Genomic DNA, 19,243 nt, shown 5'->3' on the forward strand with positions numbered 1-19,243 from the left:
GGGAAATTCTCATCTTTTTCGCATCTTTTGCCTTGAAGCCGGCAACCCCTAATTTTTTGACGATAATTTGACAATAACTTCTTGTAATAATTCAAATTACCTATAGGATTAAGCTTCAGGAAGTATGCCTTATATAATATATGTTACCATCTATTAGAAGAAATGGGGAGTTTTATCCCTTATTTTTCTGTCTTTAGACGATTTTTTTATATTTTGCTCATTTAATCCGAATTAATTCTAATCAAAATATAATTATTCTAATTATTCCCTAATGTTTTGTCGAGGTAACGACGCTCAAAAACATCACGATTCAGGGAAAGATTGGCTGTGGCTCTTTCTTTATAGTTATTAATACGATCTAGATCTAGGACTCGTGACTCTAGTTTGGCTGCAAAAGATACTGGCCATTTTAGAGAGGATAGAATAGCTTTGGCCCAATTTAAAATACCGACATCACGCCGACTCTTCTCTTTTTGGTCAATAAGGAAGTCTTGACAGGCTTCTAAATATTGGTAAGCTGATTCAAAATCATTTAATAAGGCCTTGGTCACTGCCATAAAAGCGAGTAACTGTGGCCGACGCCACACAAAAGTAGCATGGTCTGCGATTTCAAGGGCGTGTTGGTGATAGCTAAAGGCCTTGGTATAATCCCCTTTCGCAAAGTGAGCAATTCCCATATCAATCAACAAAACAACTTCAGAAGGCTGTGAGTCTTTACCATAAATATAAGCTAAAGCAACTTCTTGACGCGCAATTGATTCGTCATAATCTTCCTCAATCAAAGCAATTTCAGACAAATAATCATAAGCTGCCGCCAAGTTGATGCCGTATTTGTTTTCCAACATAGGATTAACAGTGAGCATATTAATGGAATCACGCAAATACTTCTCAGCCAAATTAATATTCCCCACCATTATGGCTTGTAGGCCGCGCAGACGCAAGAGGATACCAATCGATTCATGATCATTTTGTTGAACGGCTAACTCGAAGGCAAAGTCAATATAATGAGCCATATCTTCTGCATTATCAATTTGAATACAATAATAAATCATTTGTAAGTAGGCCCGCAACAAATAGTCAGTTTCTCCAATATCCTTGGCTTTGACAATTACAGATAGGATATTTTCAATTCCCTTCTCATAATGACCGATGCGGATAAAAAACCGGCCTTCAATATACAAGAAGCGGAGCTGGAGTTTTAAATAAGCTGAATCTGTACTATAGCTATCTTCCATGACTTTTAATTCCTGCTGGATAGCCATCATTTTTTCTTCCGCTTCATCTTGTCGAGCTGGAGATGGGTCGACTTTGGCAATTTGCTCCTGGTTATAAACTGGAAACAGTTCATGTTTGAACTTCAAGTCACGCTGCAGGTAAGCTAATTCATATTCCAAGGCTTCTAAGGTCCGATCAGCTTTCCGACAGTGGTAGGCAATTTGATTTAAAATTTTTGAATTAAACAAATAAGTACCTTGGTTATCAATTAGGGTATCAGCAATTTTCCCATGCATCAGCCGTTTAATGGTCTGGCTTTGGCGACTATAGAGGTAAAACTTAATCCGTTCCGCCTTGATTCTAATCATAACCGTATCTTGATCTAAGCAGCTTTCCGCAATCAAATTACGCCGGAAAAGTTCTTGAAGTTCTCGCTTCATTTGCATCATTGGTAAGTTAATTAGTGAGGTAAGTAAAGGTACCGGTACAGCATTCGGGAAAAAGGATAGCGTTTCGAGAATCTCCATAGCTTGTATACTCAAAAAACTACACTGCTTATCAATAGAAACTTTCATCTCATCATTCAGTAACTCGTAAGACTTACCCTCATGGTGAAGGCGAACTAATTCATGGATAAAGAGCAAATTACCCCCAGAAAAAGCATAAATTTTTTCTTTATCATTATCACTCAAAGGAGTTAATCCCTGGCTTAATTGGTCAATAAAATGATTACATTCGTCTGCAGTGAGAGGAGGAATTTGGATTGTCTGACTCAAACCCGTAGCCTGTAGATGGTCTAAGATACGTTCCACTTCAGTTAACCACTGACCATTCCCAATACAAACAAAGAGAATGGATAATCCCCCTTCCAAAATCAATTGGTTAAATAGGCGTAGGGACGCAAGGTCTACTTGTTCAAACTGATCAATAGTGACCAGTAAGGGACTAGACGTCAATATAGCCTCTAATTCTCTCTCTAAATCAACTAATTGGTCATAGGGCAAGATTTTCTCCTTACCAACTTGTAGTTGGCTATAACGCAGGGCTTGAAATTTTTCTGATTGTTTTGTCTCTGCTACATCCTTAAGTCCCTGTAGGAATTTGTCCCACATATAACCTGGACTCTTGGCATAAACTGACTGGGCCAGCAAGGTGACCCGCTCTAGATGATGATCATTGATCTGTTGCATACGGTCAACAAATTCCGTTTTCCCATTCCCAGTTTCTCCAGTGATCAGCATAACTTGACTATGAGGGTCAGCTATAAAGTCTGTAATGACTTGCTCATACTTAGCCATTTGCAAAGGTCGGCTGAAATAAGCTACTGGGAGACGATGACTCGGTTTATCCTGATGTTTCTGAACTGATTTAATAGTTTCTTTATAAAGGGCGATTGTTTCCTCAGAAGGGCCGATACCCAGCTCACTATTCAATAAATCAGTGAGATAAACATAGGTCTCAATCGCTTTACTTGGCATACCTCTCAAATGATAATAGCTCATCAGCAAACGGTAATGACTCTCATCAAATTCATCGATTTGGGTCAACTGATGGATATGCCGTTCCACTTGGCCAAAACGATGATTTTGAATATCGTTTTGCACCTTGGCCGACAGTTTTTCACTAAACTTACTTTGATAGTAGATACGTACACTATTAATCCATAAATCGTATTCCTCGCACCCTTTAACATAAAAATTATGCAAGAATTCATCCCGATAACAAGTAGGATCAAAATCATCCTCAGCGAGTAGGGCAGCAACGTCGCATTGTATAGTTAGTTCCTCTGAAAAAGCTAATATCTGTTTGGCCAAAGAAATAATGTATTCTCCACCCAAATGCTTGTTGGCTTGGTAGATAGAGTTACGTAAATTTTTCTTGGCAGCAGATTCTGATTTATCTGGCCACAACAAAGCGGCCAGCTCATCCCGACTAGCTGTCTTATTGATTAATAAATAGTAAATCAGGGCATTTATTTTAGCAAAAGGAAAACTCACCATACTATCGTCCAAATACAAGATAGGGTTCCCCAGTAAATAAGCCTTCAACGTCTTACCCATGGTCACGTTCCTCTCTATGGTCTACTCATCACTAAGTGTTGATTCATCAATTTTTGGGCGAGTTCAGGATAGATGGGCGCAATCACTCCGAGTGCTGATAGAATATAATCATTGTCTATCCAAATATTAGGCCCATATGGACGAAGATCTTGACATTCTTCTTGGTTAAAACAATGATCTAACAGTTGGTCACGATAGGGACTATGAACTAAAACCCCTCCGGTAGCGATAACCGACTCAAAAGCGCGCATATCTTTACCAGTTTGATGATAGGTATGACTAGCCAGCTTACGAATCCGTCCTACATGTCGTTTAACAGCTGTATCCATAGCAAAAGCAGCTAGATTGCGATCTAATTTATCTTGACGACTATCTTTAGGAATATAAGTAGAATTCTCCAGGCGATCCTTGATCGCTCTCTCAAGGTCAGGCATACCATTAAATTCAGGTAAATCTAAAAGTAACTTATCCCAACCCAATTGGTCGACCAAAGAACCGGCTGATTCCCGCATACCAATATCACCTTCTACAGTTCGTTTTAGTTCCGGTTCTAGCATCCCTTCATAAAAAACTTCCAATTGCGATGGGGTTCCCTTACCAAAACTATGAACATCTGTGGTTGCCCCACCAATATCGATTACTAGGGCGCCATCATCAGCGTGCTTTTGGTGGTTTTTACCCCATAATTCTGTTGCCTGTAACACTGCCGTTGGGGTAGGAATAATAGGTCGATTGGACAGTTGGGCGACTTGGTCGAGACCATTAGATTTCAAAATTTTTTCCATAAAAATAGACCGTGCCAATTGGCGAACTGAGTCTACTGCAATTTCATTGACAGCTGGCATCACATTATCTGCCAAATATAAGTGACAGGAGGACGAAGCAAAAATATCTTGGATAGCGGACTGAGCATTTTTATTGCCCGCATAAATCACATCAATAGTATCAAGTTGATCAGCCAGCAATTGACCGACCTCTAATACAAATTGTTGGTTACCACCATCCGTACCCCCCGTTAGTAACACCGCATCCGGTGCTAACGCTTGAATATCAGCCATATCATCAACGATCAAATGATAGAAATATGAACCCACGATTCGCGTTCCTGAACCCAAAGCTGCTGCTTGGGCAGCTTTTTGGGTTAAATCGCTAGTAAAACCAATAATTACCATTTTAAAACCACCCCAAGCAGATGAACAAAAGTAGTTTTCTAAACGGTCTCTTTGTTCATCAAAACCTACTTGAGCCAAAATATGGTCTCTACCAATTTGATAACCATCCATAATCGTAGACGATTGGGTGGTGGGATAACTATAAACTGCACTTAATTTCGCTTGTGTTTTATTGATCAAGGTAAATTTAGAAAAAGTTGACCCAAAGTCAACCACCAAAATATAGTCACACATAATAGTCCCTGCCCTTCACCATAGCCAGTATTAATTTTATTATAAACTTTTTTTCTATGTTTTGAAACCGCTTAATGATTGCTTGACGAGATAAATCATAAGAAAGCCCCCATAACTCAGTCTGATCACCAAGCTATGGGGGTAAGCATTTTGAAGGTCAAATATATGTTGTCGTTACAATTAATCAAATAATTTGGCAACGGCTTCTGTTACTAAGTCTTCTTCTGGAATGTATGGGATCGTGATATGGTCACTGCCAGCCCGGTTCTTATTGTATTCAATAGAAGTTTCAATCGCATGGTCATTACGTGCCCAGTTACGACGAGCTACCCCTCCCATTGTATCCCAAGCAATGGCTGATTTGATAATCTCATCAGTGAGCTCACTACCGTCAAGAACTAAACCAAATCCACCGTTGATTGATTTACCAATACCAACACCACCACCATTATGTAGAGCAATCAAACTCATACCACGAGCGGCATTACCTGCATAACATTGTACAGCCATGTCAGCAGTAACATTGGAGCCATCTTTGATATTTGATGTTTCACGGAATGGAGAGTCAGTACCAGAAACGTCATGGTGGTCACGACCTAACATGACTGGACCAATTTTTCCTTCACGAACCAATTCGTTGAATTTCAAGGCAATATCTACCCGGCCTTTAGCATCTTGATATAAGATACGCGCTTCAGTACCAACAACTAATTGGTTCTTTTCAGCGTCACGAATCCAGATGTAATTGTCACGGTCTTGGTAACGGCGGTCTGGATTAATCACTTCCATAGCCGCATGGTCAGTGGCAATAAGGTCTTCGTGATCACCACTCAAGCATACCCAACGGAATGGACCGTAACCATAGTCAAACAACATAGGTCCCATGATATCTTCAACATAGGATGGCCAAATGAAGCCGTCTTTATCGTCTTTACCATTCTTAGAAATTTCTTTGACACCAGAGTCATAGATAGCTTTCATGAATGAGTTACCATAGTCGAAGAAATAAGTGCCACGACTAGTTAATTCTTTGATAGCAGCATAGTGACGACCTAATGTTTCGTCAACTAATTCTTTAAATTGGTTTGGATCTTTGTCCAACATATCTGTCCGTTCATCAAAGGTCAATGTCACTGGACAGTAACCCCCGTTATAAACATTATGACAAGAAGTTTGGTCAGATAAGAGGTCAATATGGATATCCTTTTCAACGGCGTATTCTAATAAATCAACAATATTTCCGTGGAAGGCAATAGACATGGCTTCTTCTTTTTCTTTGCTAGCAGCAGCTAATTCAAAGGCTTCTTCTGGTGTTTCAGCTAATTTTTGGATCCAGCCTTGTTCTAGCCGTGTGTTGATACGAGAAATATCTACTTCAGCAATAATGGAAACTGCACCGGCAATATCAGCTGCCTTACCTTGAGCACCTGACATACCACCTAGACCAGACGAAATGAAAAGTTTACCAGCTAGGTTACCTTCTTCAGGAATACCCAATTTCAAACGTCCAGCATTTAATAAGGTATTGAAGGTACCGTGAACAATCCCTTGTGGTCCGATGTACATCCAACCACCCGCAGTCATTTGACCATAGTTGGAAACACCCATCTCAGCGGCGATTTCCCAGTCCTCTAAGTTGTCATATTCACCAACTAGTAGACCGTTTGTTACGATAACACGAGGCGCATCTTTTTTAGATTTAAATAAACCTAATGGATGACCAGACTCAACAACCAATGTTTGCTCATCAGTAATTTGTTCCAAGTATTTCATAATCAAGCGATACTGCATCCAGTTGGCACATACTTGACCTGTTTCACCATAAGTAACTAACTCGTAGGGGTAAAGGGCAACGTCGAAGTCCAAGTTATTATCAATTTGTACTTGCATCGCTTTCCCTTGGACACAGTTACCTTTATATTCATCAATTGGTTTACCGTATAGGCGACCTTCTGGACGGAAACGGTAACCATAGATTCGACCACGTGTACGCAATTCTTCTAAAAATTCAGGGATTAATTGTTCATGATATTTATTAGGAATGTAACGTAAAGCATTTTTTAAAGCTAATTCCGTTTGTTCTTTGGATAAACGGAAACCACGGTTAGGAGCCCGACGAATCCCTTCTTGGAATTTAGGCATTTCAGGAAGTTCATCATCCAATTTAATTGTCATTGCTTCCGAAACATCAATATCTGTAAATTTCACCATAGTAATCCTCCTAAATATTTTCTTTTTTACTTAATTTTAAGTATAGTATAGGCGTAGGCAGTCTAGAAAATGTCTATAAGCTACCCTTTTAATAAAAAAAGCGACAAAAAACCGCTTTCTTTAGATTTAGACATTATTTTGACGTTTTGTAGATATTATAGCAGAAGATAAAAATAATATGAAGAAAGAGTGTGATTAAATGCAAGCGGATAAAATTTTGGTTCACTTCAGTCAAATTTTTAACCCTAACGACCAAGGAAAACCCTTAACTAAAGAAGCCATGAATGAAGCTCAAATCATTGAAGATGGTTTTATTGCTATCAAGGATGATAAAATTTTGGCTATTGGTTCAGGAGAACCAGATGCCGAATTGCAAGGTGAAAATACTGAAATTATAGATTATTCAGGAAAAACTGCTACCCCTGGTTTGATCGATTGCCATACCCATCTCGTTTATGGCGGTAGCCGGGAACATGAATTTGCCCAAAAACTTAATGGTGCCTCTTACCTAGAAATTCTTGAACAAGGTGGCGGTATTCTTAGCACTGTTGAATCTACTCAGGCTGCCTCATTTGAAGAACTATATGACAAAACAAATCGTCTATTAGACTATATGTTAGATTATGGTGTCACTTCAGCAGAGGCTAAATCTGGTTACGGTTTAAACTGGGAAACAGAAAAACGTCAATTAGAAGTCGCTAAAAAATTAAATGAAGACCATCCTATTGACCTAGTCTCTACCTTCATGGGCGCTCATGCCATTCCAAAAGACTTACGTGACAATTCGGATGTCTTTATCGACCAAGTCATCGACATGTTACCTAAAGTAAAAGAAGAAAACCTAGCCGAATTCTGTGACATTTTCTGTGAAACTGGTAACTTTACTGCTGACCAATCACATCGTTTACTCCAAGCGGCTAAAGATTTAGGGTTTAAATTACGGATTCACGCTGATGAAATTGATTCCATCGGTGGGGTAGATGTGGCCGCTGAATTAGGAGCTACTTCTGCAGAACATCTAATGAAAATTACCGATGACGGTATCGATAAACTAGCCGAAGCTGATGTTATTGCCAACGTTCTTCCTGGTACCACTTTTAGTTTAATGGAAGATACTTATGCTCCTGCACGTAAAATGATTGATGCTGGTGTAGGTCTCACCTTATCCACTGACTGTAACCCAGGAAGCTGTCCTACCATTAATATTCAGTTTATCATGCAACTAGGGAGCTTCATGATGCAATTAACTCCAGTTGAAGTTTTCAATGCCGTCACCATCAATGCTGCTTATTCCATTGACCGTGCGGATACAGTAGGTAGCCTTGATCAAGGTAAACAAGCCGACATTGCTATCTTCGACACTCCTAACATTGACTATGCTATCTACTTCTTTGCAACCAACCTTATTTCTTCTGTCTACAAGAACGGTCAAGAAGTTATCAAACACACTGCTTATAGCAAAAAATAAAAATTTAAAAAGCTAAGCAATATAGACCCCCTAAAAGCAATTGACATTGCGGGGGTCCTTATAAGCAAAGGCCAGCGATGATTCAATCAGTCATCGCTGGCCTTTTTCTTTTTTATACCTTTCTTCAACTATTAGTTATGAAGATAAGTTTTTGCCTTTTCTTGGCCATTAACCACACGCATAAATCCTTGATACAAAGCTTCCATTTCTTGTTCACCAGGATAAATGCAAACTGGTGCTAACCAGTCAATTCGCTCTTTGATGGCCTCTGTAAAAGCTTGCGAATATGCCAAACCTCCTGTTAGTACCAGACCATCCACTTGACCTTTGACCACAGCCGCTAAGGATACCATGCTCTTGGCGACTTGGTAGGACATCGCTTCCACTACTTGAGCAGCATTTTGGTCCCCTGCTTGAATGTTTTCTTCCACAATTCGTAAGTCAGTTTCACCAAGGTAAGACATCAAGCCACTATTGCCTACCAACCACGATTTGATTTGGTCCATAGACATATCATTCGTCAAAATATAATCTGCTAATTCAAAGAGAGGTAAAGCACCTGAACGTTCTGGCGTAAAAGGTCCTTCGCCGTCTAAACCATTGACCATATCAATCATTTGGCCATGAGAATGGGCGCCGATGGAAATACCACCACCCATATGTGCGACAATCACTTGACTGTCTTCATATTTTTTGTCCAAATCCAAGCACGCTTGTCGTGCCATGGCTTTTTGGTTAAGAGCATGTCCCACACTTCGCCGGTCAAATTCCTTGACTCCAGAATATCGTGCCAAGGGGTTAAGTTCATCGACTACTACAGGGTCCACAATATAGGCAGGAACATCGAATTTTCTTGCCAACTTGTCAGCTAAAATAGCACCTAAATTACACGCATGAAGCCCATAGCGACTAGCCATTAAATCAGCTAACATGGTCTCATTGACCGCATAAGTTCCCCCAGGTATGGCTTGGAGTAAACCACCCCGAGCCACAATACCGTTTAATTGGTCGTCTTCCGACAGACATCTGGTCAAAAAACTTTCAACTAGAGACAAACGATAGTCTATTTGATCTAATAAGTTTTCATAGGCCGCTAATTCCGATTGGGGATGGCGAATAGTTTCTTCTTGCCTAACATCTTCTGAAGCAAATAAGGCTAGCTTGGTTGATGTTGAGCCAGGATTAATCACTAAAGTTACTGCAGTCATTACTTATTCTCCTCCCCGTCAACTTGTTGCATGGCAAATTCCAAGGCAAAGAGCTTATTTTCAATCGAATCCGTTCGTGAGTTTAAGACAATTGGCACCTTAGTTCCCACCAAGCAACCGCCCACTTTAACATCAGTGAAGAGGACTAAGGCCTTGTAAATCACATTGCCAACATCAATGCCTGTCACAGCTAGAATATCCGCATCACCTTGAATAGGCGCTTGGAAATGCTTTTTGGCTACAGCGTGTTTTGATAAGGCCAAGTCCAAGGAAATGGGTCCATAGACAGTCGCCGCTTCACCATTATAGTGGTCAGCGACTTCCTTGGCTAAAACTGAAGATGGCATCTTGGGATTGTAATTTTCGGCTGCGCTAATAATAGCAATCTTTGGTTGGTTGATACCCACCTTTTTAGCAATCAAACGAGCGTTGTCAATGATTTGACTTAATTGCTTAGCATTGGGAGCAATATTCATGCCGGCATCAGTCAGCAGAAGTGGCCGTCCTAATTGCGGCAAATGTATCATTGCCACATGCGAGAGGAGGTCCTGTTCTTTTAATTGATAATCTTTATTTAAAACAGCATGGAGAAGATCATGGGTAGTCACAATCCCCTTCAATAGAATGTCTGCATGGCCTTGATCCACAAACTGGGCAGCTTCTTGAGCTGCCGTCTGGATATCAGGAGCCAAGTGATAGGTCCATTCACCTTCAGCAATATCTGTTCGACAATCAAAGAGATCAAAATGCAAGCGACCTGGATGTTCTTGGTGGGCTAAGCGGACCAAGTCCAAGACACTGGCATCTGCTCCTCCCACAACAGCAATTCGATACATAGTTTCACTCCTTAGTACTCCCTTGCTTATTTTTTACCGATTAATACATCTTCTTTGGCATGAATCAATTGCGTAATTAAATCACAATAAGGTGTGGCAATGTCATGGTTACGACCTAAACGGCTAACTGCACCATTGATGAAATCAATTTCTGTGTAACGGTTGTTTTGCACTAAGTCTTGGTGCATAGATGGGTAATGATGGGCAGCAGACTTAGAAGTTTGCATCACATAATCTGTGATTTCTTCTTCATTTAGTGCAACTCCTTCTGCTTGGCCAACTACCACAAATTCATGGATAATTTCATGAACAATAGTTAAGCCATCTTCTGAAGCAAATAGTTCCCCAATCTTACAATCAAGTAAGGCGCAGTTAGAGTTCATAGTGCCGTTGACGCAGGCTTTCCGCCAGATTGATGGAATCACATCTTCATCATAAATGGCATTTAGATTGGCCTTACTTAAGACATCAGCAATTTCCTTGCCCTTGTCTTGACCATCTGGATTCAAGCTTTGAATATTAATGGATCCTGTTGAGGCAAGGTAAACATGGCCGGGTCCTTGCAATTGGGCTGTCCAAACAGTAACCCCCATGATAATGTTCTTTTCTGGAACATATTTGCTGATGACTTCTTGGTGACCCAAACCATTTAAGAGACAGAGCACTTGGGTGTCTGGACCGATAACATCTTGAATAGCTTCTAGCATATCGGGTAATTGCATAGCCTTAGTAAATAAGATGACTAAGTCGGCTTGCTCCTTAGCTTCTTCAGGACGCATAATCGGAATGTTAACAACCTTTTCCTCATCCCCAGAAACTTTTAAGCCATTTTCTCTGATGGCTTGTATATGGTCTTCCCATTTATCCAATAGAATGACATCATTCCCGGCCTCGTGTAATTGTTTTCCAAAACGACAACCCATGGCACCAGAACCAGCGATATAAATTAACATGTTAATACTTCCTTTCGATTTTGTTATAATAGATATAGACAATTTATGCGTTTTCATCAGCTGATGGAGGTCTTTTAAATGAATATCACCCACTTACGTTATTTCATTGAAATTGCCAAATGTCATAGTATTTCGCAAGCATCACGTCACCTCTTCGTCACTCAACCTACCTTATCCTTGGCGCTAAAAAAATTAGAACAAGAACTGGACCAGCAATTATTTTTCCGAACGGAACATGGCCTACAAGCCACTCAAGCTGGCAAACTTCTCTACAATGAAGGCCAACAATTACTCGACCAGTGGGACGAACTCACCCACCGCATCCAATCACTCAGCAATACAGAAGAAAAAATCGATATCCGCTTAGGGATTACGTCACTTTTCGCCATACAATTTGTGGATGAAATTGCTCGTTTCCAGCAGGCTTACCCCCATGTCAACCTCATCACCAAACAAGATGGGTCACATATGTTACAACAATTATTGGCTAAGGGACAGTTAGACCTAGCTCTGGTTTCCTATCCTAATTACTTACCGGATAAAATCACTATCGATTCCATTCACAATAGTCGCAAGGGCTACCATGTATATGTCGTGGTTCCCACTGAAAATCCCCTAGCCGATAAAACAACATTGACATTCGCAGAGTTAAAAGACCAACGTTTTTCATCACTCACAAATAATTATGTCTTGGGTCTACTTCTCAAGGAAAAAGCGCAAGACTTAGGCTTCACACCGAATGTGATTGCCTATCATTCCAGCTTACAAGTCCTCTTGCATAGCCTAAAGAGTTCACAAACTATCTGTTTGATGGCCATTGAATATCAAATCTTAGGGCCCCAAGAAGGCTTAGCTTGGATTCCTCTAGATGATGATCAAAATTACTTTCCAATTGGTTTAGCCTTGAATAAAGAAGGACAAAACTTGCCTGAAGTTCATGATTTTATTGCTATTATCCAAAATCACTAACCAAAGTATTGGAAAACTTCTTGACGGTCATAGAGCTTAAGTACCTTTTCAAATAAAATTTGTCCGACAAAACTAGCTGCAATTGGCACTAAGAACCAAGATACTAGTAGGAGCAGAATATTCAAGCCAGCATCTAAAGAAGCTAATGGTCCGACCAAACCAACTAATCCAAATCCAGCTGATTGCGGTGTTCCAGAAATATTAAATAAGGCAACCGGAATAGCTGATATGATAGCTGTAAATAAACATGGGAGGAGAATAATTGGTTTTCTAAAGAGATTAGGCATCATCATTTTCATCCCACCAAGGGCTATAGCTAAGGTGATTCCTGATTCATTAACCTTCCAAGAATTAACCACTAGGCAAACGGTGGTCGCTGCTACCCCCATAGCTGCAGCACCAGCTGAGATACCACTCAAACCAATGGCCAAACCAATTCCTACAGTAGTAATTGGAGAAATAATCAAAGCTGCAAATGACATTGAAATTAAAATAGACATTATAATTGGTTGTAAGTTGGTGAAATTATTAATCATACCACCAATTGCCGTTGTGATAAGAGTAACGTAAGGATATAAGAGCATCCCAACAAATCCAGCCCCGACACCGACAACAATCGGTAAGAAAATAATGGAACTAGAGCCAAATTTATCCTTAATCCACAAGGCCAATAACACAGCCACGGAAGCGGTAATCATAATATTGATGACATCCCCCGTTCCTGCCCCGATATAGGCTTCGGCATCAGGATTAAATTTAATCACACCAGATCCAACAAATGTTGCTCCCGCGACTACCATAATACGCATAGGATCAAAGTTAAATTGTTTGGCAATCAACCCCCCAATAATCAGCGGTGTGGCTAATTGGAAAATAACCGCCGCTTGAATAATCATTACAATATATGGATTTCCCGTAAAATACGTCAAGATAGCTGATAAAACGGCATTAGGAATCAAGGCGATAATAGTCCCTTGGGCTGTCCCTGTCAGCACCTTATTCAAAAAAGTTTTTACGGATAATGATTGTTCTTGCTCATTCATAATAAGCACCCCTTAATTTAAATTAAGGCCTGCCCAACACCAATATGAGCGGGCCTCAATTTATATTTTACAATACTTCTTGGCATTTTCACTAATAAATATCTGATTCTTTAGTAAATGCTGTTAAATTTGTCTTAACATCCGCTAAGAAACGACCAGCCGCTAAACCATCCAGAATACGGTGGTCAATAGATAAGCAAAGATTTACCATATGGGCAAATTTAAAGCCATTATCTTCAGTTGGAACAATCCGTTTATTGATTGATTCCACTTGTAGAATAGCAGCTTGAGGGTAATTAATAATTCCCATTGAAGACACGGAGCCAAAGACACCGGTATTATTAACGGTCATGGTGCCACCAGTCATGTCTTCGCTACTTAGTTTCCCTTGACGAGCACTACGAGCTAAACGATCAACTTCTTTAGCGATACCAGTAATCGATAAATTGTCAACATGTTTAATTACCGGCACATAGAGTTTATCTTCTGCTGCCACAGCAATGGATAGGTTAATATCATCGTAAGTTACGATATTACCATCTTGCCAAGAGCTATTCAGACTAGGGTTCTTCTTCAAGGCTTGAGCTACTGCCTTAACAAAGAATGGGAAGTAGGACAGTTTCACTTCTTCGCGTTGATAGAATTTGTCTTTTTCTTGGTCGCGTAATGTCACTAAGTTAGAAACATCAGCTTCTACTTGTAACCAAGCATGAGGAATCTCTGTACTAGACTGTACCATTTTTTTGGCAATAGCTTGACGAACGCCGTCTGCCTTAGCACTATGAGATTTGCCCTCACTTGATTTTTGACTAAGGCTAGTTGAGCTTGTACTAGCGCCAGTTTTACTTTTAGCGACATCTTGACTAAGATCCATTTGTGGTTTTTCTTCCATAGCCGCTGGGGTTGGCATTTCTGCATGTCCCGTTTGTTCAGCTTGGGCCACCGTTGCTGTTTCCTCTTGGTCAGCACTAGTAGCTTGAGTCTCTGCACTAGTGCTGGCTTGCCCATCATAGTTCAAGACATCCTTACGTGTAATTCGGCCATTACGTCCTGTCCCAGTGACTTGATCTAGGTCGATGCCCTTTTCTTGCGCAATTCGTATCACCGCAGGAGAATAACGCGGCACGTCGCTATTTACTGATTCTTGTGGCTTAGTGGCTGCTTTATCAGGGCTACTTTGATTAGTCTTAGTCGTTTCTTCTTGGCTATCTTTTTCATCGCTTTGTTCTTCTTCAGCTGCTGCCACATCTTCACCTTCTGCATCGGTCTCAATCACCAAAATCTCAGTACCAATCGCAACAGTTTCTCCTTCTTCAACTAAAATTTCTTTGATGGTGCCCTCATAATCAGAGGGAATCTCAGTGGTGACTTTATCTGATTGGGCTTCAAGTAAGGTGTCATACTTAGCTACTTGGTCTCCCGGCCCTACTTGCCAAGTGACAATACTTGCTTCAGTCACTGATTCACCCAAATTAGGCATCTTAACATGTACCTGAGTCATAAGCTCTTATCCTCCTTTTTTAAAATTCTGCCAGATCACGCATTGCTTCAAGGACACTGTCTTCATCAATCAAGAATTCTCGTTCTAAGTTCAACGCGTAACCCATGCTTGGTACATCTGGTCCAGCTAAGCGTTGAATTGGCGCATCCAAATGGAACAGGGCTTCTTCGGCTATTATAGCTGCAATTTCACCAATAATAGCACCCTCTTTATTGTCTTCGGAAACGAGTAACACTTTGCCAGTTTTCTTAGCGGCTTCCACTAAAGTTTCTTTGTCTAATGGATATAGGGAACGTACATCGACCACATGGGCGTCGATACCTTCTTCACTTAATTTTTCAGCCGCATTTAAGGCATGATATAAAGCCATCCCATAAGCAATCACGGTAATGTCTTCTCCTTCACGGACGACATTGGCCTTGTCAATTGGCACAGTGTAATCTTCTTCTGGCACTTCGTCTTTTAATAAGCGATATAAGCGTTTGTGTTCATAGAATAATACTGGATCATCACAACGAATGGCTGCTTTGATTAAACCTTTAGCATCATAAGGATTAGAAGGAGTCACAATCCGCAAACCCGGCTGACCAAAATAAACTTTTTCAGTGGATTGGGAGTGGTAAAGTCCCCCACGCACTCCACCACCATATGGCGTACAGTAAACGATTGGGGCTGTCCAATCGCCCTTGGTCCGGTAACGCATTCGTGAGGCTTCTGAAATAATTTGGTTAGTTGCAGGTAGAATATAATCGGCAAATTGGAATTCTCCAATAGCCCGGTAGCCCATCACACCTAGACCAACCGCTAAACCACCGATCTGTCCTTCAGTTAATGGGGTATTAAAACAACGATCGTCACCGAATTTTTCAGCGAGTCCTTGGGTTACGCCAAATACCCCACCTTTTACACCCCCAACGTCTTCACCAAAGATAAGGACCTTGTCATCACGAGCCATTTCTTCGGAAATCCCTTGATTAAGAGCTTCTAAATAAGTCAGTACCGCCATCTTATATCTTCCTTTCTCTAATTGGTCCTATGCCCATACTTGGTCGTATAAGGAATCTGCACTAGGGTCTGCTTCGGCTTCAGCAGCGTCGGTTGCTTCATTAATTTCTTGTTTAATTTTTTCTTCAATTTCTTCAATTTCTTCTTCAGTCAAATAGCCTTGGTCAATCATTTGTTTGGTAAAGGCTGCTAGTGGGTCTTTTTCTTTTAATTCAGTTAATTCTTCTTCTGACCGGTAGATTGATTGATCATCATCCGCTGAGTGGGAGGTTAAACGCGCCACAACTAACTCAATCAGAGTAGGACCTTCACCAGAACGTGCCCGGTCAGCAGCTTCTTTACAGGCTTTATAGGCAGCAACAAAGTCATTTCCGTCTACCGTGTAACCTGGAAAGCCATAAGCTGGCCCACGATGTGAGAAGTCTTCGTTGGCATATTGTTCTCTAGTTCCCACTGAAATCGCATAGCCATTATTTTCAATAACAAATACTACTGGTAATTTCTTAACCCCCGCAAAGTTCATGGCTTCTTGCACTTCACCTTGGTTGGCAGAGCCTTCACCAGTCGTCGTCAAGGCAATATAATCAGCATTTTCTAATTGAGCCGCATAAGCAACCCCAGTGGCTAATGGCATTTGGGTAGAAACAGTAGAAGAGTGAGACACAATCCGATGTTCCTTAGAGCCATAGTGGTTAGGCATTTGCCGTCCATGAGAGTTGGGATCAGCATCCTTACCAAAAGATGCCATAATGATATCTTTAGGTGTCATTCCCCAAACCAAGCAGGCGGTCATATCACGGTAATAAGGAAGGAAATAGTCTTTATCTGTTTCAAAAGCCATAGCCATGGCCACTTGAGCGAGCTCAGCTCCTTGGCCAGAAATGTTAAAAGATGATTTCCCAATCCGAGTTAATTGCCACAAACGTTCGTCTAAACGCCGTCCCATCAATACTTGTTTAAAAACAGTGATGAGTTCTTCTTTACTTAAACCACTTTGTTCTAGCTTTTCCATAAGACATCCTCCTATTTATGAATGGCTAAGTGATACGAATCTAGGCTAGCTTCTTGTAAGGCTTCTGACATGGTTGGGTGAGCATGGATCGCTTCACCAATTTCTAATGGTGTTGCATTAAGGTACATAGCTGTACTTGCTTCCGAAATCATTTGCGTCACATCGCCACCAATCATAGAAACCCCAATCAAATCATCAGTGTCCTCATCTCTTAAAACATTAACAAATCCTTTCCCCCCATCATGAATGATTGCTTTCCCATTACCTACAAATGAAAATTGACTTTTCTTGGCCTTAATATCTTCTGGTACATTATCTTCGTGGTAACCAACACTAGCAATTTCAGGCTGGGCGTAAACACAACGCGGCACTTCTTGATAATTGAGTGGCCAAACTTCTTCTTCGAGAAGATGACCCACAGCAATTTCGCCTTCCTTCATCGCCACATGGGCCAACTGCGGACTAGGGATACAATCCCCAATAGCATAAATATGCGATTCAGCTGTTTGGAAAAATTGGTTGACTTGGATTCCTTTTTCATCAAACTTAATTGACGTATTATTTAAGCCAATATTATCCACATTGGCTTGACGACCAACAGCAACTAAAACCTTGTCAAAGACCTGGGCTTGGTCTTCCCCTTTAACCGAAATTTCTACCTCACCATCAACCACTTGTGCGTCTTGAACTTCAGCACTGGTTTGTACTTTGATGCCACGTTGGCTGATCTCCTTGGTAAAGGCCTTAGCTACTTCCTTACTTTCCGTCAGTAATAAGCGTTCGGCATATTCGAATAGGGTCACTTCGACACCAAAACTATTCATCAAGGAAGCAAATTCAACGCCCACAACGCCACCACCGATGATAGCTAATTTATTGGGTAATGTTTCAAGTTGCAAAATATCATCGGAAGATAAAATATACTCATGATCAAAATCGATAGTCTTAAGTGCTCGCGGACGAGAACCCGTCGCAATAAGCAATTTTTTAGGGACAATGATTTCTTCATCTTCTCCTTCTGGCGTCACAATAACCGCACCAGAAACCGGTGAAAAGATTGAAGGCCCCATAATCACCCCACGTGCATTGATTACACGAATCTTATTTTTCTTCATTAAAGCTTGGACACCAGCATGCAATTGGTCAATCACCGACTGCTTGCGGTCTTGTACCTTGCTGAAATCAACAGAGAGCTCTCCTTGCAAGTCGATACCAAAATCACTAGCCGCCTTACTTTGGCTAAATACCTCTGCTGACCGCAACAAAGCCTTAGTCGGAATACATCCCCGGTGGAGACAAGTGCCTCCCAGCTTATCTTCTTCCACTAAAACAACATCTAAACCACTTTGGGCTGCCTTAATGGCTGCAACATAGCCACCACTGCCACCTCCCAAAATCAACAGATCTGTTTGTGACGTAGCCATACCTTTATCCATCCTCTCTTCCATATTTACTTGCTAAAATGAAACTGAATGCATAACCTGTAACCGCTTACAAGTTAATGATAAGCTATATTATTACCATTGACAAATTCAATCATTTTATTAGTCCATTAAAAAAATTAATAGAAAAGACGATGGATATTAATAACCCTTATCGCTAAATTGACGATATAATGAAAGGTTAGACATTATTAAGTAAACATTTATATTCGCTTCTATAAAAAATCTTACCGTTTTCCTTAAAAAGTAAAAATAAAAAAGCTGAGCACGCAGCTCAGCCACTATCAATCGGAAGATTTAGACTTCTTCTTCAATATAAAATTTACAAATATCATGGTACAAAATAACAGTTCATAAAAAAAATACTATTTATTCCTTTTCAATAGTTCTTAAAATAAAAAAATAGCTCAAAATGCTATATTATAACATTTTGAGCTGAAATAATTATAAACTGAGATATCTTACGACAATTCAGATAAGCTACTAACGGGATTCGAACCCGTGACCTCCGCCTTACCAAGGCGACGCTCTACCTACTGAGCTATAGCAGCAAGGTGAAAGTTTACATGAAAAAACTCCGCAAGTAGGACTCGAACCTACGACATCTTGATTAACAGTCAAGCGCTACTACCAACTGAGCTATTGCGGAATAAAAAAGAATTGCACGGCAACGTCCTAGTCTCACAGGGGGAAACCCCCAACTACATTCGGCGCTAAGAAGCTTAACTACTGTGTTCGGGATGGGAACAGGTGTGACCTTCTTGCCATCGTCACCGCACAATTCATATTAATATTGAGCATTATTCGCTCAAAACTGAATACTGTTTTCATAAACCAACCATCATACAACTATCCATTTGGATAAGTCCTCGACTCATTAGTACTGGTCCGCTCCATACATTACTGCACTTCCA

At 40.6% G+C, this 19,243-nt stretch carries 13 protein-coding genes, 2 tRNA genes and 1 rRNA gene; 2 read left to right on the forward strand and 14 right to left on the reverse strand.

What is annotated here, in order from left to right; all coding sequences use genetic code 11:
• Positions 1 to 257 precede the first annotated feature (257 nt).
• The 3 genes from OW157_RS06955 to OW157_RS06965 form a co-directional block, all read right to left on the reverse strand.
• On the reverse strand, positions 258 to 3,275 hold the full coding sequence (locus tag OW157_RS06955) for an ATP-binding protein (protein ID WP_268752622.1): 3,018 nt from the start codon (positions 3,273 to 3,275) through the stop codon (positions 258 to 260).
• A gap of 14 nt (positions 3,276 to 3,289) precedes the next feature.
• The gene (locus OW157_RS06960) at positions 3,290 to 4,681 is read right to left on the reverse strand and encodes a glutamate mutase L (protein ID WP_268752623.1); all 1,392 of its coding nucleotides are present in this window, start codon (positions 4,679 to 4,681) and stop codon (positions 3,290 to 3,292) included.
• A 180-nt stretch (positions 4,682 to 4,861) separates the two neighbouring features.
• Positions 4,862 to 6,892, reverse strand: coding sequence for a urocanate hydratase (locus tag OW157_RS06965; RefSeq protein WP_268752624.1), 2,031 nt, complete (start codon positions 6,890 to 6,892; stop codon positions 4,862 to 4,864).
• Between the two features lie 199 nt (positions 6,893 to 7,091).
• Between OW157_RS06965 and hutI the strand changes: the two genes are divergently transcribed.
• The gene (gene hutI / locus OW157_RS06970) at positions 7,092 to 8,360 is read left to right on the forward strand and encodes an imidazolonepropionase (RefSeq protein WP_268752625.1); all 1,269 of its coding nucleotides are present in this window, start codon (positions 7,092 to 7,094) and stop codon (positions 8,358 to 8,360) included.
• Positions 8,361 to 8,491: 131 nt separating this feature from the next.
• Here the strand turns inward: hutI and buk are convergent, their stop codons facing one another.
• From buk to OW157_RS06985, 3 genes are read right to left on the reverse strand one after another with little or no spacing between them, the layout of a single operon-like run.
• The gene (buk, locus tag OW157_RS06975; protein WP_268752626.1) at positions 8,492 to 9,568 is read right to left on the reverse strand and encodes a butyrate kinase; all 1,077 of its coding nucleotides are present in this window, start codon (positions 9,566 to 9,568) and stop codon (positions 8,492 to 8,494) included.
• Positions 9,568 to 10,404 carry a phosphate acyltransferase gene (locus tag OW157_RS06980; protein ID WP_268752627.1) on the reverse strand — a complete coding sequence of 279 codons (837 nt, stop codon included), beginning with the start codon at positions 10,402 to 10,404 and terminating at the stop codon, positions 9,568 to 9,570. Before OW157_RS06980 ends, buk begins: the two co-directional genes overlap by 1 nt.
• Before the next feature lie 26 nt (positions 10,405 to 10,430).
• Positions 10,431 to 11,357, reverse strand: coding sequence for a 2-dehydropantoate 2-reductase (locus OW157_RS06985; RefSeq protein WP_268752628.1), 927 nt, complete (start codon positions 11,355 to 11,357; stop codon positions 10,431 to 10,433).
• Between the two features lie 78 nt (positions 11,358 to 11,435).
• Here OW157_RS06985 and OW157_RS06990 point away from each other — a divergent pair, with 78 nt between their 5' ends.
• Positions 11,436 to 12,326 (forward strand): LysR family transcriptional regulator, encoded by an 891-nt coding sequence (locus OW157_RS06990; protein ID WP_268752629.1) that lies wholly within the window; start codon positions 11,436 to 11,438, stop codon positions 12,324 to 12,326.
• Here OW157_RS06990 and OW157_RS06995 read toward each other — a convergent pair.
• From OW157_RS06995 to rrf, 8 genes are all read right to left on the reverse strand, one after another.
• Positions 12,323 to 13,369, reverse strand: coding sequence for a PTS sugar transporter subunit IIC (locus OW157_RS06995; RefSeq protein ID WP_268752630.1), 1,047 nt, complete (start codon positions 13,367 to 13,369; stop codon positions 12,323 to 12,325). The genes OW157_RS06990 and OW157_RS06995 overlap by 4 nt on opposite strands.
• A 91-nt stretch (positions 13,370 to 13,460) precedes the next feature.
• Entirely contained in the window at positions 13,461 to 14,870 is a 1,410-nt protein-coding gene (locus tag OW157_RS07000) for a dihydrolipoamide acetyltransferase family protein (RefSeq protein WP_268752631.1), read from the reverse strand.
• A gap of 19 nt (positions 14,871 to 14,889) precedes the next feature.
• Positions 14,890 to 15,876: an alpha-ketoacid dehydrogenase subunit beta gene (locus OW157_RS07005; RefSeq protein WP_268752632.1), complete on the reverse strand. Its 987-nt coding sequence runs from the start codon at positions 15,874 to 15,876 to the stop codon at positions 14,890 to 14,892.
• Between the two features lie 27 nt (positions 15,877 to 15,903).
• The gene (locus OW157_RS07010) at positions 15,904 to 16,887 is read right to left on the reverse strand and encodes a thiamine pyrophosphate-dependent dehydrogenase E1 component subunit alpha (RefSeq protein WP_268752633.1); all 984 of its coding nucleotides are present in this window, start codon (positions 16,885 to 16,887) and stop codon (positions 15,904 to 15,906) included.
• An 11-nt stretch (positions 16,888 to 16,898) separates the two neighbouring features.
• A complete protein-coding gene (lpdA, locus tag OW157_RS07015) occupies positions 16,899 to 18,311 on the reverse strand; it encodes a dihydrolipoyl dehydrogenase (RefSeq protein WP_268752789.1) in 1,413 nt (470 codons plus the stop codon).
• Positions 18,312 to 18,807: 496 nt separating this feature from the next.
• Positions 18,808 to 18,880, reverse strand: a tRNA-Thr gene (locus tag OW157_RS07020).
• A gap of 24 nt (positions 18,881 to 18,904) precedes the next feature.
• Positions 18,905 to 18,978 (reverse strand) — tRNA-Asn (locus OW157_RS07025).
• Between the two features lie 13 nt (positions 18,979 to 18,991).
• Positions 18,992 to 19,107 (reverse strand): 5S ribosomal RNA (gene rrf, locus OW157_RS07030).
• Positions 19,108 to 19,243: the final 136 nt, after the last annotated feature.

This window comes from Aerococcus kribbianus (assembly GCF_026805545.1).
Classification (GTDB): Bacteria; Bacillota; Bacilli; order Lactobacillales; family Aerococcaceae; genus Aerococcus; species Aerococcus kribbianus.

What these genes read in the sequence shown, in the direction of transcription:
- OW157_RS06955 (WP_268752622.1), bottom strand. Translation starts at nt 3,275, where the DNA reads ATGGGTAAGACGTTGAAGGCTTATTTACTGGGGAACCCTATCTTGTAT.
- OW157_RS06960 (WP_268752623.1), bottom strand. Translation starts at nt 4,681, where the DNA reads ATGTGTGACTATATTTTGGTGGTTGACTTTGGGTCAACTTTTTCTAAA.
- OW157_RS06965 (WP_268752624.1), bottom strand. Translation starts at nt 6,892, where the DNA reads ATGGTGAAATTTACAGATATTGATGTTTCGGAAGCAATGACAATTAAA.
- hutI (WP_268752625.1), top strand. Translation starts at nt 7,092, where the DNA reads ATGCAAGCGGATAAAATTTTGGTTCACTTCAGTCAAATTTTTAACCCT.
- buk (WP_268752626.1), bottom strand. Translation starts at nt 9,568, where the DNA reads ATGACTGCAGTAACTTTAGTGATTAATCCTGGCTCAACATCAACCAAG.
- OW157_RS06980 (WP_268752627.1), bottom strand. Translation starts at nt 10,404, where the DNA reads ATGTATCGAATTGCTGTTGTGGGAGGAGCAGATGCCAGTGTCTTGGAC.
- OW157_RS06985 (WP_268752628.1), bottom strand. Translation starts at nt 11,357, where the DNA reads ATGTTAATTTATATCGCTGGTTCTGGTGCCATGGGTTGTCGTTTTGGA.
- OW157_RS06990 (WP_268752629.1), top strand. Translation starts at nt 11,436, where the DNA reads ATGAATATCACCCACTTACGTTATTTCATTGAAATTGCCAAATGTCAT.
- OW157_RS06995 (WP_268752630.1), bottom strand. Translation starts at nt 13,369, where the DNA reads ATGAATGAGCAAGAACAATCATTATCCGTAAAAACTTTTTTGAATAAG.
- OW157_RS07000 (WP_268752631.1), bottom strand. Translation starts at nt 14,870, where the DNA reads ATGACTCAGGTACATGTTAAGATGCCTAATTTGGGTGAATCAGTGACT.
- OW157_RS07005 (WP_268752632.1), bottom strand. Translation starts at nt 15,876, where the DNA reads ATGGCGGTACTGACTTATTTAGAAGCTCTTAATCAAGGGATTTCCGAA.
- OW157_RS07010 (WP_268752633.1), bottom strand. Translation starts at nt 16,887, where the DNA reads ATGGAAAAGCTAGAACAAAGTGGTTTAAGTAAAGAAGAACTCATCACT.
- lpdA (WP_268752789.1), bottom strand. Translation starts at nt 18,311, where the DNA reads ATGGCTACGTCACAAACAGATCTGTTGATTTTGGGAGGTGGCAGTGGT.